Raw genomic sequence first — 17,016 nt, forward strand, 5'->3', positions numbered from 1 at the left:
AATTCGGGTCTTTATACATGGAGGGAATTTGCCGGACAAGGAACGGATAACGTCGTTAGTGATCGCGGCGCAAGCGGGGGACGACCTCGCTTTTGCAGAGTTGGTCCGTTCGTATCAGGACATGGCGGTGGCTTATGCTGCTTCTATTCTGGGGGATTATCAGCTTGCGGAAGATGCGGCGCAGGAAGCTTTTGTCGAGGCATATCGAGAATTGCGTTCACTGCGCGAACCGGGCGCTTTCGCGGGGTGGTTTCGCACCCTCCTCTTCAAACACTGCGACCGTTTGACGCGCCGGAAGCGGTACCCCATCACTGGCTTAAGTGCGGCGATGGAAGTGGCCTCCCCGCAGCCCTCCCCGCACGAGACCCTCGAGGCGAAGAATGCGCAAACCGCTATCCGGAACGCCATCGCGACCCTTTCCGATGCCGAGCGCGCCGCCGTAATGCTGTACTACCTGGGTGAACACTCGCATGCGACGATCGCCGAATTCCTGGGAGTGACTGCTAATGCCGTCAAGACCCGGTTGTACTCGGCCCGCCAACGATTAAAGAAACACATGAGACACCTTGAGGAAGGGTTACGGGCCGCCCGGCCGTCGAGCGGCCCACACTTTGCCGGGCGGGTCATGAGCGCCTCCTTGACCTTGCAACTCTACTTCGTCGACGTTGACGGCAGCAAACTAGCAGCCGGCAGCACTGTCGCATCCCGGACCGCGGAAGTGCCCCCTGCGCAAACCTGGTTGATCGAGCCACGCCAGACCCTGACAGAAAAAGACTGGGACACGGTCGTTGGCCTGGTGAGGGAACTGCAAATTCCGGGTCTGGGCGCCTCTGGGCAGATGACCGACGCCTTGCTTGAACGGATCTGCCAGCTCGATCACCTGACCTATCTCGACCTGCATGATTCGCCGGAAGTGACCGATGACGGCCTCCGCCACCTGGCGCACCTCCCGCGGTTACAGCATCTTAATTTGAGTTGTCACCGGATCACCGATCAAGGGCTTGAGGTCTTACGCCAACTTCCGCAGCTCAAGACATTTGAGCTTCATCACCAGGGACAAGTGTCAGACGCAGGCTTGGCCCATCTGGCGCAATGCGATCGTCTGGAGCGGGTAAATCTGATGGGGACGCGGACCGGGGACGGCGTCATTAAGGCCCTGACGGGCAAGGCGAGACTCCGGCAATTTTTTGCCGGTACCAATGTCACCGATGCCGGCCTCGAACTGCTCCACCAGTTTCCGGTGTTCAAGACATGGAGGGGCGGCCGGGCACAGATGTCACTTCTGTCCTTCATCGCCCATCCGAACTATCTCTGGCTGAATCTCAAAGCGCCGCTGACGAACAGGGGACTTCGAAACCTGGCGGGCCTCGACGGGCTTTACGCAGTGAACCTTTTCGGAACGATGGGACATGCGCCCTTCGACCCCATCAACTCCGCGATCACACCGGAGGGTTTGAGTCATTTGGCGAGTCTTCCCCATTTGGGCTGGCTGGGTTGTTGCGCCCAGCTTTGCACCGATGAAGCGATGCATCACATCAGCAGTATCCCTCGTCTCCGTTTCCTGATGTGCCAGGATGCGGTCGCGGGCGACAAGGGTTTTATGGAGTTGGGCCGTTCGCCTTCTATTGAATACATTTGGGGACGGCGCTGCTACAACCTCACCGGGCACGGGTTTGCCGCCCTCCAGGCGATGCCGGCGTTGCGCGGACTTTCGGTGAGCTGCAGAAACGTCGATGACGAGGGCTTATCGACGTTGCCTCGCTTCCCCGCGCTTCGGGAATTCATGCCGATGGACGTCCCCGACGACGGATTTCGTCATGTGGGCCGCTGTGGACAGCTTGAAGCCCTGCACTGCATGTATTGTCCGGAAATGACCGACGCTGCAACCGCGCATATCGCCGGCTTGTCCAAGCTGAAATCCTATCAAGCTTGGAGCACCCGGATGACGGATCGCAGCCTGGAGATTCTGGGAAGGATGTCGTCTCTCGAACATCTGCGCTTCTATAAGTGCGATGGCATCACCCAGGCAGGCCTGGCCTCCCTGGCTGGCCTTCCCCGGCTACTTGAGGTCGATCTCGAGAGCTTGCGACATACTACGCCCGAAGACGCGGCTGTTTTCCCCGCCCATGTCCGTGTGAACTATTCGGCGTAGATTCCTTGTCACGTGTTATGGCCACTCCGCGGGCCGACAAATGCACCTCGACCTCGTCGCTCGAAACGCTCCGCGAACACGGCATGTCACCCGAAATGCGCAAGGGAAATGTGATCGCCAAGTCGCACGCAGACTCACACCCCAGTTTCTGGTTCAGCCCGGTTGAGTCCCTGCTGAATTTGAAATTGGTGGAACACGGGTCGGCGCGCATCCCGAAAATGGGAGTTGACCCCGGGGAGTCAGCTCTTCTTGGAGGTGACAGCGTAAAAAGCCTCGACCACCTGCTCCACCTGCTTGCTTCCACACTTGGGGCACTCGGGCTTTTTCTTTTCGTATTCGGTCAGGGACATAACAAGCGAGAATATCTTCTTGCACTTCAAACATTCGAATTCATAGATGGGCATGGGAGACCTCCACGGAATTCTCAGCTTTGTTGAGGTCTATTATACGGCATTTGTTTGTAAGATGGAATCCAGCGAAGGTTTGGGAGGGGGAACCGGGATGCCAGGGTTTCAAAGAGGACGGCCTCCACGCCAAAATCCCGGGGCCAAGTTGTGGATCTAGCTTCGCGGGCAGGGTCCTCGGCGCTCCCTGTTTGGGCCACCGTCCGTCAGGATTCGGAGCCTTCCGTGCACATCGAACTGCATTCCCTTGGAGCCTCAGTCAAGGTCAAATCATTGCTGCGGCCCTGGAAAATTCAAAGAGGCTTGCCTTGCCTTTCGGATTGATTTGATCGATCCTCCGTTCTCCAGCTCGTGTATCGCCGCTCTCAGAGTGTCATCAATCTCGTTTCTCGGCACGGCAATAACCGAATCTTCGCCTGCCCGACCCGACTCTCCATCGTTGGTTTGGAAGCGAACTCTTGGTATCAGAATGCAGTAAGGTAAGAGTTCGGGAAGGTACGGAAGCACTTCGGGTATGAAACTCAGATACCTTGCCAGATCCTCCGGGTCATTCAGGCTCAGAATCATTAGATCGAAATCGGCTCCGAACAGATTGGCATAGAGGCCGTCGTCTCTCAGGCTGATATGCCGGACCGTGCAGCGATACTTGAAGAACAAGTCAACCCAAAAAAGTGACGGGTGGGGGTCAGAGTTGACCAGGAGCACTTTGATTCGGTTGTCTACGAGGTGAGTCATGGTCCACCGCCTTATCCCAGCGTCAGGGGTTCTCTCGTTGAATTTAACTTCCCCGGTCAGAGTTCAAGGTTTTCTGTCCACCCGTTCGATGTTGAATGGCGGGAGCATAAATGCCGCCAAAATCCCACCGATCCACCCGCATTGGAATGTCGTCACCGGCACCTGGAGGAAGGGGTCAGTTCCGGAATTCATTGGATTTCAGCGGAAGCACTCCTGTCGACAAGAAAGTATGAATGGACGGTGAGGGGGAGGGGCCAACTACAATCCAACGTTGACAGCGGATTGGATTCCAATCAGCTCTCAGGCGTCGGGAGAGTTCAACAGGTTTAACGTCGCGTCGGCGGGGCGCGACTGATCAGGCCTCCTCAAAACCCCGGCCACCGTTCGTAAGATCAAATGGAACCATTCCTACGAACCGATTGCCCCACCGGTCAACACCTGGGTTTGCTTTGTCGAGAACCCTCTACTCTGGCTCTAACGGGGGAGAGTCCGGATTCTGGCAAAAACAAATGCCCCGGAGAAACACTTTGATTTTCCAAGTTAAACCAAAGATTCAAAATCCTTACCAGTGGGGGTCGCTACCCGACAACCAGTATACGAATCCTCCCATATAAATTCAAGGAGATTGATGCAAGCGAAACAATTCACAAAGAAGTAGTCCAGGAGGCAACCGTTGGGATAAAATTTACTAACACAAGGAGGAAGATCAAGCGGGGATTTGGACCGGGAAATCCACCCCTGGAGGAAAGGAGGGCTGCAAATGACGACATTCGCCGCATGCGCGAGCACCTGGGATCCGCCACGGGGCGCACGCCGCCGGGAAGGACTGCGACGGTGGTTCTGACAATGAATGAGTACACACGGTACTGGGCTTCGGGTGTGGCAACGGCTGCGCGCGAAGGATCAGCCACCGAGCTTGTCATATTTAAAGACCCTTCCGTGCCGCCTTACTTCTGTGACCATCCAGCCCTTCAGAAACGCTTCAAAAAACCCCCGGCCTAAACCGGAAGCGGTGGTAGGATGAGGACGTTTTTATCGGCCCCCCCGTGGTAAGGGACATCTTCTGATTCGGAGACTGGAATGATGAGGCGTGCCTTCCTGTTGGTTCTTTTTCTTGTATCCGTACTTTGCGTCAGCGCGGCGCAACGTGCCGTTGATGCGCTCAGCGTCATTCAGGAGTTCAATCGAATCGCCGCTCAAGACCTCTGGCCGGGATTCGAGCCTGCGAAAACGCCAATCGAATTCTACGATGGCACCCATACCTATCTTTGCAACCATCCTTCCCCACCGGAGGGATTCCGCCCCGTCCCGGGTCGAAAGAACATCTTTCTCTATCCAGGCCAACATGACACCGTGCGCGCCAATACCGGGACGGAAGTCAGCGGCTTCCCCACCGCCACGGCCGATCTCTCGAATCCGAGGAATTCTTCCGCGACGGAACTCGCCGCTTTGCTCCTTCACGAGGCGTTCCATGTTTTTGAGCACAAGCGCTATCCGAAGTGGGGGGCCAATGAAGTGGACCTGTTTACTTATCCCATCGACAACGCCGAACTCCTGGCCGAGAGGCGTCTTGAGAGTGGTTCGCTGGTTCGAGCCTTGGGTTCAAGTGCAGAGACGGAAGCGGTATGCTGGTCCCAGAAGGCCCTCGAAATTCGCGCGAAACGATTCGGCGCGATCCCGGCGAATGCCGCGACCTATGAACGCCAGTCGGAATTATTCGAAGGACTGGCGCAGTATGTTCAATTCAAGTCAATCGGGAAAGCTGCTGCCCTCACGGCGGAGGATTTTCCACCCGACCAGGGACAGGTTCGCCAGCGCGGCTATGCGACGGGACAGGCGCTGGCGTTGTTGCTGGAGCGCCTCGAGCCCGCGTGGAAGTTGAAGCTTGGCGCTGAGACCGGAGGATCGTTGGATGAGCTTCTCAGCGACCGCTTGCGCACGATGACGGTGCCGGCGCAATGCGACTTTACCGCGCGGGAATCCGAAGCCGCGGTCACGCGCGCCCGACAGGATATTGCCGAATCGGCCGCCAACCGGAAGCGACAGAAGCAGGAATTTCTCGATGCCCGGGGCACCCGCCTTGAAATCATCGCTGGCAAAGAGCCCCTCTGGCCGCAAGCTTTTGACCCTTGGAATGTCGTAAATCTCGGCAACCGCGAAATCCTGCACACGCGCTGGATCAAGCTGGGCAACGGCAGCGGCACCATCGAAGTCCTCGGGCATCGGGCCCTGACGGAGGCGGCGGGCGCTCACCCTCTCTTCAACGGAGTCCGTCGTCTGATCGTGACCGGGCTGGCCGAGCCCAAGGTCTCCGCCAGCGAAGGAAAGGTGACCCTCGAAGCGAGTGGCATTAAAGCCAACTTTACGGGAACGGTGCAGCGAGAATCAGAAGTCGTCCGCATTGTCCTGCCATGAGGCCGGATTACGTACAACGCGACGAAGCACTGCGGCAATTTAGACAAAGGGGCTTCTCCCCTTGCTTCCTTTCGATAAAGGCTGAAGTGACAAAGAATGAGCACGCATGCCCCCCCATTCTGTGACAAAATTGTGACAATCGTCTTCTACACTGTCCCCGTCGAATGTTTGTGATTTGATTGGCCAGCTGAATTTGAGTCCTCCGGGTGCGGGCATCTACGGAGACTGTCTTGCAATCTCGCAGCTCACCGTATGGTTTGGCTTCCCTCCCGCCAAAATTTTCCCCGATTCAGACCCTTTCAATTGCGGATGATACTGGACTTGCGCACCTTGAGTTCACGTTCTTGTTACCTACTGTGATGTCCGGCCGATCCTTGCGCCGGCCACAGAACATGGAGGCAATATGCGGAATAAGATCGTCCTAGTGTCGACTCTTCTGGGACTGCTTGTCATAAGCTCTTCCCTTTTTGGCCAGACCTTTTGGACCCACAAGGACCTGGTGTTCGGCCAGGTGGCTGCCGGCGGCGGATACGAGACCGTGCTCAACGTCACCAATCGCGGCTCTGTCACGTATCCCGGGGTAATGTGGCTTCTCACGGGCAACGGGGTCGCCTGGACCCCATTCGTCAATGGCGTCCTCTCAAGTGGCACCACAGCCATATCCATCCCGCCAGGCGTCACGCAGAGCTTTCACATCACGGTGAATGGTGGCGTTCAAACCGGAACGGTGTTCGTTTACAGAGGCAGCTCAGTGAACGACAATTTCCTGGAGGGAAATCTTACCTACTTCATTCGTTCAGGTTCCACGATCACTGACAGCGTCGGGGTTCCTCCCTCCAACGAATTTTATGTGTCCACAGTTGCATTCGAGGATTTTTCAACCATCGCGCTCGCCCTCAACAATGGAGATTCCGCTTCGGGCCATATCGCGCACCTCACCCTGAGGCTTTTCAATGAGAACAATGGAAATGTGGCAACCAGAACCATGGACCTTTGTGGGCACGCGTGCCATACCGCGCAATTCCTGAGCGAAATATTCTCGGGAACCAGTTTAGGCCGGGGCCGGCTTGAGATTTCGACTGCGGACTACCCCGTCTATGGAACCGCCCTGACCTTCGTGAACAATCAATTCTCTTCCTTGCCGTTGGAAGGTGCCCCACGCGCTTACAGATTTACCACCAACACCCCTGCCTTCGGCATAACAACGGCGGGCGATGCCAGTCTGTGGGTGGATGGGTTCTATGTCGGGGGATACGTCCGATTCACTACCCTTAATGGATCCCCCCTCAGTGTCCCGGAGGTGTATTTCCTGGGTGGGCGCCTCGTCGGGACCGCCTTGAGGCTATCGTTCTATGCGGATGGTGGAAATGTGGCCTTCGGCGGGGTGTCAGCGAATGCCTATATGAGAATTACGAACTTCAATTTTTCATCAAATACCCTGAATGACTTGAATAACGTTTTTGTGGTGACCTGGGTAGACCCCTTTTACTCGGGTGGCTCTTACGCTTACGGGACCTCCCGGACGGGGACGATGACGCTGACCCGGACCAATTGATTCTGTTTTCAACACAATGAGAGCTGCTCATTGCTGGATGGATATTGAGGCTCTACGCATTAAAACCGCACACCCCGATTCATCGGGGTGTGCGCCAACCCGCCAATAATCATCGGCCTGCAAAATCTGAAATTTCTAATTTGAGATCGGAGGGTCCCCTTCAAGGGGCCTGAACACGGGTGTTAAGAAGGGCTTCCACGCCAATCCAGAACCTTGAACTCGACTTCGTGTCAAGCCTTCCAAGAAGAGGGGGCAGCGGTCTGGAGCTCTTTCTCGGCTTCCATCATCCTCACCTCACAAGTTTCCAGACGGAAGGTCGAGCCTTGACGCCAGAAACGCGCCTTCAATTTCGGAATCCGGGCTAATAATTCAGGAACCGGGCAACGCGATCTCGAAACCAATTGTGTTTTTTTCCCAGTTCATCAAAAGTGAAAACCATGAGCACCCTTTCCCCGCCTTCCTTCGGCGTGATTCCTCGATGGAGCATGCGTCCTCCGGACATGAACAGCAGGTCACCCGGCTGGAGAATGATTTGCCGATGAGGAAAAACGGAAAACACCTGGGGAATGAAATAAAGCGGATAGAGAAGGAATTTCAGAAATCGAGTGAGTTGTGGGGAGATCACATGGAGCTGGCCGTCATTGCTGTTCTTTAAGGCAAGGAGGATGACCCAGGAGTGTCCATCCAGATGCCAGCGAAAACCATCGCCCCGCCGCGTATAGCGCTGAACGCGCATGCTTCGCCGGGGACTGTCCAGCCACTGGAGGCGCTGGCCTGCCATTTCCTCCGCAGTGGCGAGAAGGCGCCGCTCGCCGAATGAGAGGACTTCCGGCAGTCGAGCCCGGATGCTTTCGCCGTCAATCACCTGATATTGCGGTCCTAATCCCCCTCGGCCGCGCGTCTCGACGAAGAGTCCCTGGTTCTCCAGAAGCAGTTCCAGGAAATGTTGAATCTCTTCCGGGGACAGGAAGTTCTTGACCACAATACAGGGCTCCACCCGAGATCCTCCCAGACTGGCTTTTTGATGCGCAATTTCCTGTGAAAAACCTGATTCGTGCCCCCAAGGGTCGAGGATAGAAATATTATTCGGATCAGATTGGGGAACAAGACAAACCGGGAACAGGCTAAGGATTGTCTTTCTCCCGAATGTAAGCTCAATTTAACCCTAATTTATGTAAAATAACAAACTCCGGAAGGGAATGGTCCTTCGATGAAATATTTTATCACGGGAGCGACTGGCTTTATCGGTTCGCGCGTCGCTGCTCAACTGATTGAATCCGGCCACCAGGTTATCGCCTTGGTTAGAGACCGGGAGCGCGCAAAAGGCCTCGTCGCCCTGGGCGTGAAACTCTTCGAGGGGGACATCGTCAACCGGGATAGCCTGCGCACCCCCATGACCGATGTGGACGGGATTTTTCATCTGGCGGCATGGTACAAGATCGGGGCTCGTGACAAAGGCACCGCTTATTGGACCAACGTTGTGGGGACTCGCCACGTCTTGGAGATGATGAAGGAATTGTCCATTCCCAAGGGAGTGTATACGAGCACCGTGGCCGTCTTTTCGGACACGCACGGAAGCCTTCCGGATGAATCGTATTGCTACGAGGGTCCCCACCTCAGCGAATACGATCGGACCAAATGGTTGGCGCATTACACCGTCGCGTTACCGAGGATGCGGGCGGGCCTTCCCCTGGTCATCGTGCAACCCGGCGCAGTGTACGGTCCGGGGGACCCGAGCATCCTGGGCAACACCTTGCGTCAGTATCTGCGTCGGCGGCTCCCCATGATCCCCCGCGCCAGCGCCTTTTGCTGGGCCCACGTGGACGATGTTGCGAGGGGTCATCTTCTCGCCATGGACAAGGGGAAGCCCGGGGAGAGTTATATCATTGCCGGGCCGAAACACAGCCTGGTCGAAACTTTCGACATGGCAAGCGCCATCACCGGAATCAAGCCTCCACCGGTTCGCGTTCCGTCGACCTTGATGAAGGGGATGTCCCTCCTTGTGCGACCCGTTGAGCCGTTTCTCCCGTTGCCCGAGGCGTACACCTCGGAAGGCCTGCGGGTGGCGGCCGGCGTGACCTATCTGGGCAACAATGAAAAAGCACGCCGGGAACTGGGATATAACCCTCGGTCTTTAAAGGACGGGCTGCGCGAGACGCTGCTTGGGATGATGAATGAATTGGGAATCCAGCTTGGAGCTGAACTCCACCGGCGATAGAATTCAAAAGATACGATTTACTCACATTGATTTTGGAGGGAGTTCTCATGAAATGGTATTTCAAGGCACTCGTACTGGTTCTGGCCGCATTCATATCGGTTACCTGGGCTCAGGAGGAGAAAGACGTCGAGGGAGGAAAAGATCATCCGTTGTTCACGCGAATGCCCGGTTACTATCTCTCCAGCTTCGAGGAGAAAGACTTCGACAGTTATGAGCCCTCCTATCTCTCAGGCAATGAGGCCCGCTGGGAAGGCAAGACGACAAAATTGGAATACACCCTCAAGGCCGGCGCGAAGCCCGTCAGCATGATTCAGATTGTAAGGAATTACCAGAATGCCGCCGGCAGCATCGGAGGCAAGATCCTGTCCAGTGAAACGCGCGTCACAAATTTAAAAATCCAAAAAGGGGGAGCGGTGACCTACGCGCACGTGGAGGCGTTCAATGACGGGCGGAACTACGAACTCGTCATCGTGGAAACCAAACCCATGGCCCAGGAAGTGACGGCCGATGCGAATTCACTTAACCGGAGTCTCGCGGCCACAGGAAAAGTGGCTGTCTACGGAATCTACTTTGACACTGGAAAATCGATACTCAAGCCGGAGTCCGACCCAACGCTCGAAGAAATCGTAAAGCTCCTCCACAACGACGCGCGTCTCCAATTATATGTGGTGGGGCACACGGATAGTGTCGGCACCCTCGAGTCCAATTTAAAACTTTCTGCGGAGAGGGCCGCCGCCGTGGTGAAAGCGATGGTCGGACGCGGGATCGAGCCCACGCGCCTGAAATCGGCGGGAGTCGGACCCTACTGCCCGGAGACATCGAACAAGACGGAGGAGGGTAAGGCGAAGAACAGGAGAGTGGAGTTAGTCGAACAGAACTAAGCCGAAAACCAAGGAGCAATGATCATGATCATCTCAGTCATCAACCACACGAATGGCCAGATCCCCGATGAAGAAATCCAGCGGGTGGTCCAAGCCATCAATCGGCAGATCGCCGGGGATTTCGAACCCTACTGGAGCCTGGGGGCGAGGCTGCGGCTGGAGGGCCGGAGCGGCAAGAGACCGAGCAAAGTGGACCTGGCCGACATGCGCGGCGATGCGGTCCTCTACCTCTGGAATGGGGCCGATGTGTCGGACGCCCTGGGTTATCACGATACCAACAATCGCGGAATCCCTTATGGCTTTGTCTTCACTCAGCTCTCCAAAGAGCTGGAGGAGAACTGGACCGTCACCCTTTCACATGAAGCGCTGGAATTGATCGCCGATCCTGAGGCCAACCTGCTGGTGCAAGGCCCTCATCCCGCTCACCCCCATCGGGCCGTGTTCCACTGGTATGAAATGTCCGACGCCGTGCAGGGAGACACTTACAAGATTGATGGGGTGGAAGTTTCCAATTTTGTGTTGCCCCTGTACTTCACCGGCGGGGACGAACTCGGCAGCCGCAACGACTTTCTGGGCCGGAGCCACAAGGGAAAGACCTTGCAGTCGTTCGGTGTGAACCCGGGGGGCTATATCGGTTTTTTTGACCCGCACACCGGCAAACACAGCACCTTCTCGATGAAGGACGACGCCCGGGCGGCGAAACGCCTCGCCCTGAAGCTCAAGACCAAGAGCGCGCGCAGTTATCGCCACCAGTACTTGACTTCGAGCAGGAACAAGACGGCGGACCTGATTGCGGTTCCGCGGAACCGTTGAGAAGCCCGGGGGTGCTCCACGCTGGCTTTACTCTTTCTTGAAAAGGTTGTCGAAGGCCTTGCGGGGATCGACAGACCGGGAGGAAGCTTGGGAGGTCTCGCGCTCGACGGTTACGCGGGGCGAGTAAAAAGTGCAGCTGTTCCGTGCGTCTTTCTTTGCCACCCGCTCTTCAATGGGGCGACTGCACTCGAAATGCGCAGAGGGTTCAAAGTAATTGCACTGTTTGCAGCTGTGGAGTTCGAAGCCGCAACGTATACACTGCCCGGAGAAGTCCGGTTCGCCGGGAAGGATGGCGCCGCATCCGGCGCAACGGACCACAGAATGCGTCGCGGGCATATTCGGCGTTCGCGGCCCAAAAATGTCGGGCCTGGCAGCAGGCGATTGTCCGGACCGCTTTTCGCTCCGGTTGGAATCCTGATAACCTCGCTGTCGGTACTTACGGTCTCCCATCGGTTCTCCTGTTTTGCCCGGCCACGGAACCGGGGAATTGAATGATCAACTGACCAACTTCGCGCCAAGCTTCTACTATTAGAACAACCCACCAGTCCAAGAGGTTCCAACGCGGCGATTGCTTGAAGAAAGTGTAGAGCCGGGAAGGAGCGAATTCAAGGAGAATGTATCATGGATTCCGGATGCAAGATAGTTTGGAGGGGAGAAGGTCTAACGCTCGCGCACTCTCGAGGAGATTGGCGAATGATGAGTTCTGCACTCTGCCCCGATCAGAGTTCTTAGACGAAAGGTCATGGCCCGACATCCTGCTAGGCGGAGATCAACATATGGCATCTGGTCTTGACACGCTCAGTTTCAAAGGGCAGCAGAACATCCTGGTGGTGAACGGGCCTCCCCGCTTTGAGCGTGAGTTGTCGCGCCTCAAAGCCGTGGTTATTCACCGAAGTTCTAACGCGATGAAGGAGGTCTCCTATTCGTCGGAGTTCGTCCCAAAGAAGCGAGCGGTTGACGCGCTTGCCGAAGCGGTGGCAGCCAAATCAAGTGATGATGCGATGGAGGCACATTCGAGGCGTCGAAAGGATCAACGGAGGACAACAGTGAGGAGACCTGGTTTAGTCGCGCGTCAGCGACCGTTTGTGTTGTGCCTGGTGGTTCCGATTCTGTGGCTTACTGCGGTCGCTCGGGCAGATACCGCACAAGACCAAATTGTCGGGAAGTGGCGGGGTTCTTCGACCTGCATGAATCGGGAGGCGGCTCCGGCTTGCACAGATGAACAGGTCGTCTATCGAATCAAAGGGACGCCGGGAAAGACGGATAAGGTGACGGTCGAAGCTGATAAGATCGTGGACGGCAAAGCCGTGCCCATGGGGGTCCTCGAGTTCACATACGACCCGGGAGACGGGAGTTGGACGTCAGAGGTCCAGACCCCACGATTCCATCAGCTGTGGAGACTCGCAGTTCGTGGCGCCCTGATAACGGGCACGCTGAGCCTCCTGCCCTCCAAAACCGTCGTACGAAACCTAGAACTCCACAAGGAAAAGTGAGCGTCAGCCGGCATGATCCAAGCCACGCCACAAGGCTCTCACGACCTGCCGAGCGTTCCTGACCACGCCTCAAATCCGCGCCCCTTTCGTTCACCCTCCTTGAAGAAAGCCAGATAGGTCATGACGCGGTAGCCCACGAATTCCTGCTGGTCGGGTTGAAGCTGGGCCAGTTCATGAACGGCCCGCCAGGTGCCCGCATTGATATAGATTTGTTCCAACAAGCCCGAATCCATTTGCACGGTATCCAGGGGAATGACCTCATGATGGTGGGTGTGTCCGTAAACAATGTAGCGCGCCCGGCGGTTCTTGAATTCCGCCTCCGTGAAGGCGTTTTGATAGAAGGCCCCTTCCTGCATCCCGAGTCTTTCCTTGCACCAGGCCACGATGGCGCTCAGATTGTTCAGAGATACGCCCTTCGAGAACTTCAACGCCCATTCCAGCTTTGTCACATTGTCGAAAAGCTGCTTGACGGAGTGGTGCCCTTGGACAAACTCGAGGCCCAGGAACCTGTCTACCAGTTCATCCCAGATCGCCTTGACTTGCTTTGCCATGGGATCCGGACAGGTCCGCCGGAGAAGACCCGTTATCCAGACCGGGGTAATCAGGAGGGGGAGCACATTGTCGATTTCCTTGAGTCCCCGTGTGCAATCCTCCGGCAATTCGCCGCCCAGACGCTTCTGAACCTCATCAGGAAATCCATTCAGAAGCTCAACGACGATAGCGTCACCCAGGGAAGAGGCATTCCGGTCCTGGTCATAGTTGAATGAATCGAAGATATCCCCATGCCTGGCATATACGCGATGTGCCCGGAAAACCTCTCTGAGCGCATCGGACTCAAAGGGGTCATGCGGGAACGGCGCGTCGGCGGGTTGATCCAGCCCGATTGCGTCCACGATGGACTGTCGGATGGAATTGTGAGCCGGTCCGGGCACATGGAAGAACCAGTCATGGTTGCCGACAACATAATAAAGATGAACCTTGATCGGTATCCGCTCCGGGGCGAGAGGGTCCCGGGATACGACAGCTGGGACGCCGGCCTTCGTTGCGGGCGGAAGTGTCATCACTCGCCCGTCACCCAGACTCTTCAGAATGGCAATGGACTTCTGATTCTTATCGAGGATGGCCCGGGTAATTTCTGACACCCGCAGCATGAAATTGGGATCCTCGGGGCTTGACCATGGGCGCACCGTACCGGTCAGCCATTTACTCGATCGAATCACATCGAGGACATCCCCCAGGAGCACAACATGAAGCTCCTGAATCGGCACGTATGTGCCATCCCTTCGCCAGGACGCATCGTAGGCCATGTCCCTCAGGCGTTCGCGGAAGGCGGCAAAGGCCCCGGCATGAATGGTCTCTCCCGAAGAACCATCGGTTAGATGCAGGTCACTTACAAAGACGATCATAATCAGCCTCCTTGGAAACCCTCAAATTGCTACTTCCAACTTGTCCGCTTCCCCTTCCCAGATCGGCCATCAGCGAAGCGGACCAAACAAGGTCCAATCCCGGGCTGGATGTAACTCTCACTCGGCAACTTCGTGGAGGGAAGCCCCCGGTTTTCGCTCGCACGATGTTTTCTCCCAGTAACTGGGTGCGGGAACGAAAACCCTTGCCCCACGCTCCTTCTGCGATAAGGGAATCTCTAAATGTCATAGGGATCGAAACCGATTTCCATTCTCCTTCGTTGCCATTCCTCATCCATCAGAAGAAAATATCCAAACAGCCGATACTGGTAGGCCGCAGGGTCTTCCCGGGGGTCATAGGTCTTCAGGAGCTCGGTCGCGTAGATCAGTTGACCCAGGTACAAGCCCTCAGCGATTTTCACCAACTCGTCGATACAGTAATTGTCCGGTGGAAGGGTCTTGAGCTTTGGCCAACGGTAATTGAACAGGAAAACCTCCTTGCCCTGGTTGTCTTCGTTAATGGAGGCGCCCTTTCGAGCGATAAAGAAAAAGCACTTGGCGTCATACCCCCAGTGTTTGGATTCCTCGACAGGGACCTCTTCGGTCCAAACCCCGGCGAGTTTCATCATCTCCCCGATAAACTTCTGCTTGGTGGTCTTGAAGGATTGAGTGTTGGTCCCCCAGAAGGTGGGCACCAATCCCTGTTCAAAACCGTCAGTAATTTCCTTTAACCGATCCAGGCTGATCGGGTCAAAGGTCTTGCCCGTCCAGGGGGTGAATCGTCGACCTAACAACCAGCCCACATTCAGTGTGTTGACATTGAAGAATTTGTAAAAGCCTTCGGCGTGGAAGGTGACGACCGCTCCACGGAAAAAACCTCTCACTTCATCCGGGCCGACCCCACGGTTGAAGAGCTCATGCAGTTTCAGAAAACAGGGGGAGTGGTTGTCGAAGTTCTTCATGAGCTGATCGGAGTAATCCTTGAGAAGGTCGAGTATGGTTTCGAAGCGTTTCATGTCCTCGTGGATCTCGGCGAGCACATTGTCGTTGCAGTTTCCATCGACAGGGTCGGCAAAGGTGAACGTGGTGAATTTCGGCAGTGTAACGCTGACGAGCGGCCCTCCCGGGGCCCTCCCCTCCGCCTGTTTTGGAGCTTCGAGATGGGCCGTAGTACGGCCGGGCTTAATATTGGGGAAGACTCTCCGGGTCTCGCTCGCCCAACTGTCATCCATGAGCAGGAAGTAACCGAAGTGCTGGTAGTCGTACTTCTCAACCGGAAGGTCAGGGTCGAATTGCCCAAGCATGTTCCGGGTCGCAAACAAAAGCTGCCCTAAGTAGACGCCATCCGTCACCTGCACCAACTCGTCGATGAGGTAGCTGATCGGGGGGAGGCTCCCCAGGTTGTGCCAGCGATAGTTCAGCTGAAAGACCTCACGCTTTGATCCAGCATAAACAGATTGAGCGCGCCGAGCGATGAAGAGGCCCCCGTTTTTGTCATAACCATAGAGGTTTCTCTCCTCGAGCGGAGCGTCCTTTAAATGCATCAGGAAGGTAACCATCGAGAGGCTGATCTTGTTGAGGATGGAGTCTTCCACTTTCTCGAAATGATTTATACCCAGATAGGTGGGAGTTTCTCCCTGCTCGAATCCGGCGGTGTAATCTCGAAGTTGGTCTCTGGTCACGGGATGAAAGGATTTCCCCACCCATGGCGCGACCGGCCCCACGGTGGTACCCCACACGAACCCGATAAAATTTCCATAGGAGGCCAGAAGGTCATGCTCATCGCCCGTTCGAAGGCCTACAGCCACGCCATCATGATGGCCCACCACCTGGGTCGGCGTGAGCCCTGCCTCGAAGAGGCGCGAGATCTTCTGGTACGGGCGGGCGTTGTTATCGAGTTTGCCGCGGAGTTCATCGATGTAGGATTTCATCGCTTCGAGAACCGAGTTCGCCTGGACGTCCCTTTGAATTTCATCTAGAAGTGGATCCAGGCCTGTCTTTCCTTCCAGGCATCTAAGAGTCTTGAATTTGTTATCAACCATGGTCAGACCTCCCGGGGATCAACCCACGAGTGCAACACAGGAGCATTTCACCGGGATCAGTACCCATACGCATCCAGCGAAATAGCTCCGGGAGTGTGAAATCAGTCGGTGGAAAACCTGGGGCTTGATTTCGAGCATTAGAGCCGAGGACACTTCATACGGGGATCTGCAAATGTGAAGGGTCGGGGTGCAGTTAACACAGGCATTCGAACGTTGGGAACACACCCCGCTCCTCGTCCAAAGGGATTGCACGAACCTATGGAACTCCGGGCAGTCGTGTGAATGGAAAGTCTCAGCAAAGATGCCAAGGTTAAATAACCGACCAGGAAGAGAATCGTCAGGGACCATTTTGAGATCCCTTCTCCGAAATCCCGCTACAGAACTCCCGGGAGGAAATCGTTAAGCCTCATGTGCTCTTGCTACGCCGATGAATGGCACTTGTCAAGTGTAATCTCCAAGCCTGGGCGGCCTCAAATCACCCCGGACGAGGACCATGGGCTATTTCAAATGATGGTGTCAGGGTAATAAAGATCGCTGTCTACCAATGCCCCGCCTGGCAACCTCCCATCGCGGCGGATCACCCGGTCAACCCAGGCCAAATCACCTCTTCCCGTCTTCTCTTGACAATGCTGAACAGCAGGGGTAAACATGAATCAACTTATCAGTGCGGTCTGGCCTGGATTGAAAGAAGGGGGCACAGACGCACCCAGGCTGGAGATGAGGAGGCGCAAGGGATTCTGACTCGATCTCTCGTGCAGCAAGTAAGACTTTTTACACTACTGTTCTTTTGCGAAGGCCCTCCTTTTTTGCTCTCCCGTTTCATCAAGTAATCGACGGGTTTCTGGTAGCAAGAGTGATGTTCCTCTTCCTGTTTTTTCAGGGGATGGATTTGCGACCGGCCTCCC

13 protein-coding genes are annotated in these 17,016 nt (G+C 55.9%); 7 read left to right on the plus strand and 6 right to left on the minus strand.

What is annotated here, in order from left to right:
* Positions 1-28 precede the first annotated feature (28 nt).
* Positions 29-2,152: a sigma-70 family RNA polymerase sigma factor gene (locus LAO21_08790; GenBank protein MBZ5552801.1), complete on the plus strand. Its 2,124-nt coding sequence runs from the start codon at positions 29-31 to the stop codon at positions 2,150-2,152.
* Positions 2,153-2,391: 239 nt separating this feature from the next.
* On the opposite strand, the gene LAO21_08795 is transcribed toward LAO21_08790, so the two are convergent.
* Together LAO21_08795 and LAO21_08800 are read right to left on the minus strand one after the other, a co-directional pair.
* The gene (locus LAO21_08795; GenBank protein ID MBZ5552802.1) at positions 2,392-2,556 is read right to left on the minus strand and encodes a zinc ribbon domain-containing protein; all 165 of its coding nucleotides are present in this window, start codon (positions 2,554-2,556) and stop codon (positions 2,392-2,394) included.
* A gap of 270 nt (positions 2,557-2,826) precedes the next feature.
* The gene (locus LAO21_08800; protein MBZ5552803.1) at positions 2,827-3,291 is read right to left on the minus strand and encodes a hypothetical protein; all 465 of its coding nucleotides are present in this window, start codon (positions 3,289-3,291) and stop codon (positions 2,827-2,829) included.
* 1,080 nt (positions 3,292-4,371) lie between these two features.
* Here LAO21_08800 and LAO21_08805 point away from each other — a divergent pair.
* Both LAO21_08805 and LAO21_08810 read left to right on the plus strand, forming a co-directional pair.
* Positions 4,372-5,706, plus strand: coding sequence for a hypothetical protein (locus LAO21_08805; GenBank protein ID MBZ5552804.1), 1,335 nt, complete (start codon positions 4,372-4,374; stop codon positions 5,704-5,706).
* Between the two features lie 403 nt (positions 5,707-6,109).
* Complete coding sequence (locus LAO21_08810) at positions 6,110-7,261, plus strand: hypothetical protein (protein ID MBZ5552805.1); 1,152 nt, start codon at positions 6,110-6,112, stop codon at positions 7,259-7,261.
* A gap of 361 nt (positions 7,262-7,622) precedes the next feature.
* Here the strand turns inward: LAO21_08810 and LAO21_08815 are convergent, their stop codons facing one another.
* The gene (locus tag LAO21_08815; GenBank protein MBZ5552806.1) at positions 7,623-8,258 is read right to left on the minus strand and encodes a hypothetical protein; all 636 of its coding nucleotides are present in this window, start codon (positions 8,256-8,258) and stop codon (positions 7,623-7,625) included.
* Positions 8,259-8,471: 213 nt separating this feature from the next.
* On the opposite strand from LAO21_08815, the gene LAO21_08820 reads away from it, so the two are divergent.
* The 3 genes from LAO21_08820 to LAO21_08830 are packed head-to-tail and all read left to right on the plus strand — an operon-like array spanning position 8,472 to position 11,173.
* Positions 8,472-9,479, plus strand: a complete 1,008-nt coding sequence (locus LAO21_08820) for an NAD-dependent epimerase/dehydratase family protein (protein MBZ5552807.1) — start codon at positions 8,472-8,474, stop codon at positions 9,477-9,479.
* 47 nt (positions 9,480-9,526) lie between these two features.
* Complete coding sequence (locus tag LAO21_08825; protein ID MBZ5552808.1) at positions 9,527-10,360, plus strand: OmpA family protein; 834 nt, start codon at positions 9,527-9,529, stop codon at positions 10,358-10,360.
* 24 nt (positions 10,361-10,384) lie between these two features.
* A complete protein-coding gene (locus LAO21_08830; GenBank protein ID MBZ5552809.1) occupies positions 10,385-11,173 on the plus strand; it encodes a hypothetical protein in 789 nt (262 codons plus the stop codon).
* Between the two features lie 27 nt (positions 11,174-11,200).
* On the opposite strand, the gene LAO21_08835 is transcribed toward LAO21_08830, so the two are convergent.
* Positions 11,201-11,623 (minus strand): hypothetical protein, encoded by a 423-nt coding sequence (locus tag LAO21_08835; protein MBZ5552810.1) that lies wholly within the window; start codon positions 11,621-11,623, stop codon positions 11,201-11,203.
* Between the two features lie 326 nt (positions 11,624-11,949).
* Here LAO21_08835 and LAO21_08840 point away from each other — a divergent pair, with 326 nt between their 5' ends.
* Positions 11,950-12,666: a hypothetical protein gene (locus LAO21_08840; GenBank protein MBZ5552811.1), complete on the plus strand. Its 717-nt coding sequence runs from the start codon at positions 11,950-11,952 to the stop codon at positions 12,664-12,666.
* A 38-nt stretch (positions 12,667-12,704) separates the two neighbouring features.
* On the opposite strand, the gene LAO21_08845 is transcribed toward LAO21_08840, so the two are convergent.
* Both LAO21_08845 and LAO21_08850 read right to left on the minus strand, forming a co-directional pair.
* Positions 12,705-14,072: a hypothetical protein gene (locus LAO21_08845; GenBank protein ID MBZ5552812.1), complete on the minus strand. Its 1,368-nt coding sequence runs from the start codon at positions 14,070-14,072 to the stop codon at positions 12,705-12,707.
* A 236-nt stretch (positions 14,073-14,308) separates the two neighbouring features.
* Positions 14,309-16,111 (minus strand): hypothetical protein, encoded by a 1,803-nt coding sequence (locus LAO21_08850; protein ID MBZ5552813.1) that lies wholly within the window; start codon positions 16,109-16,111, stop codon positions 14,309-14,311.
* Positions 16,112-17,016: the final 905 nt, after the last annotated feature.

It is taken from the genome of Terriglobia bacterium (assembly GCA_020073085.1).
Taxonomy (GTDB): Bacteria; Acidobacteriota; Terriglobia; order JAIQFV01; family JAIQFV01; genus JAIQFV01.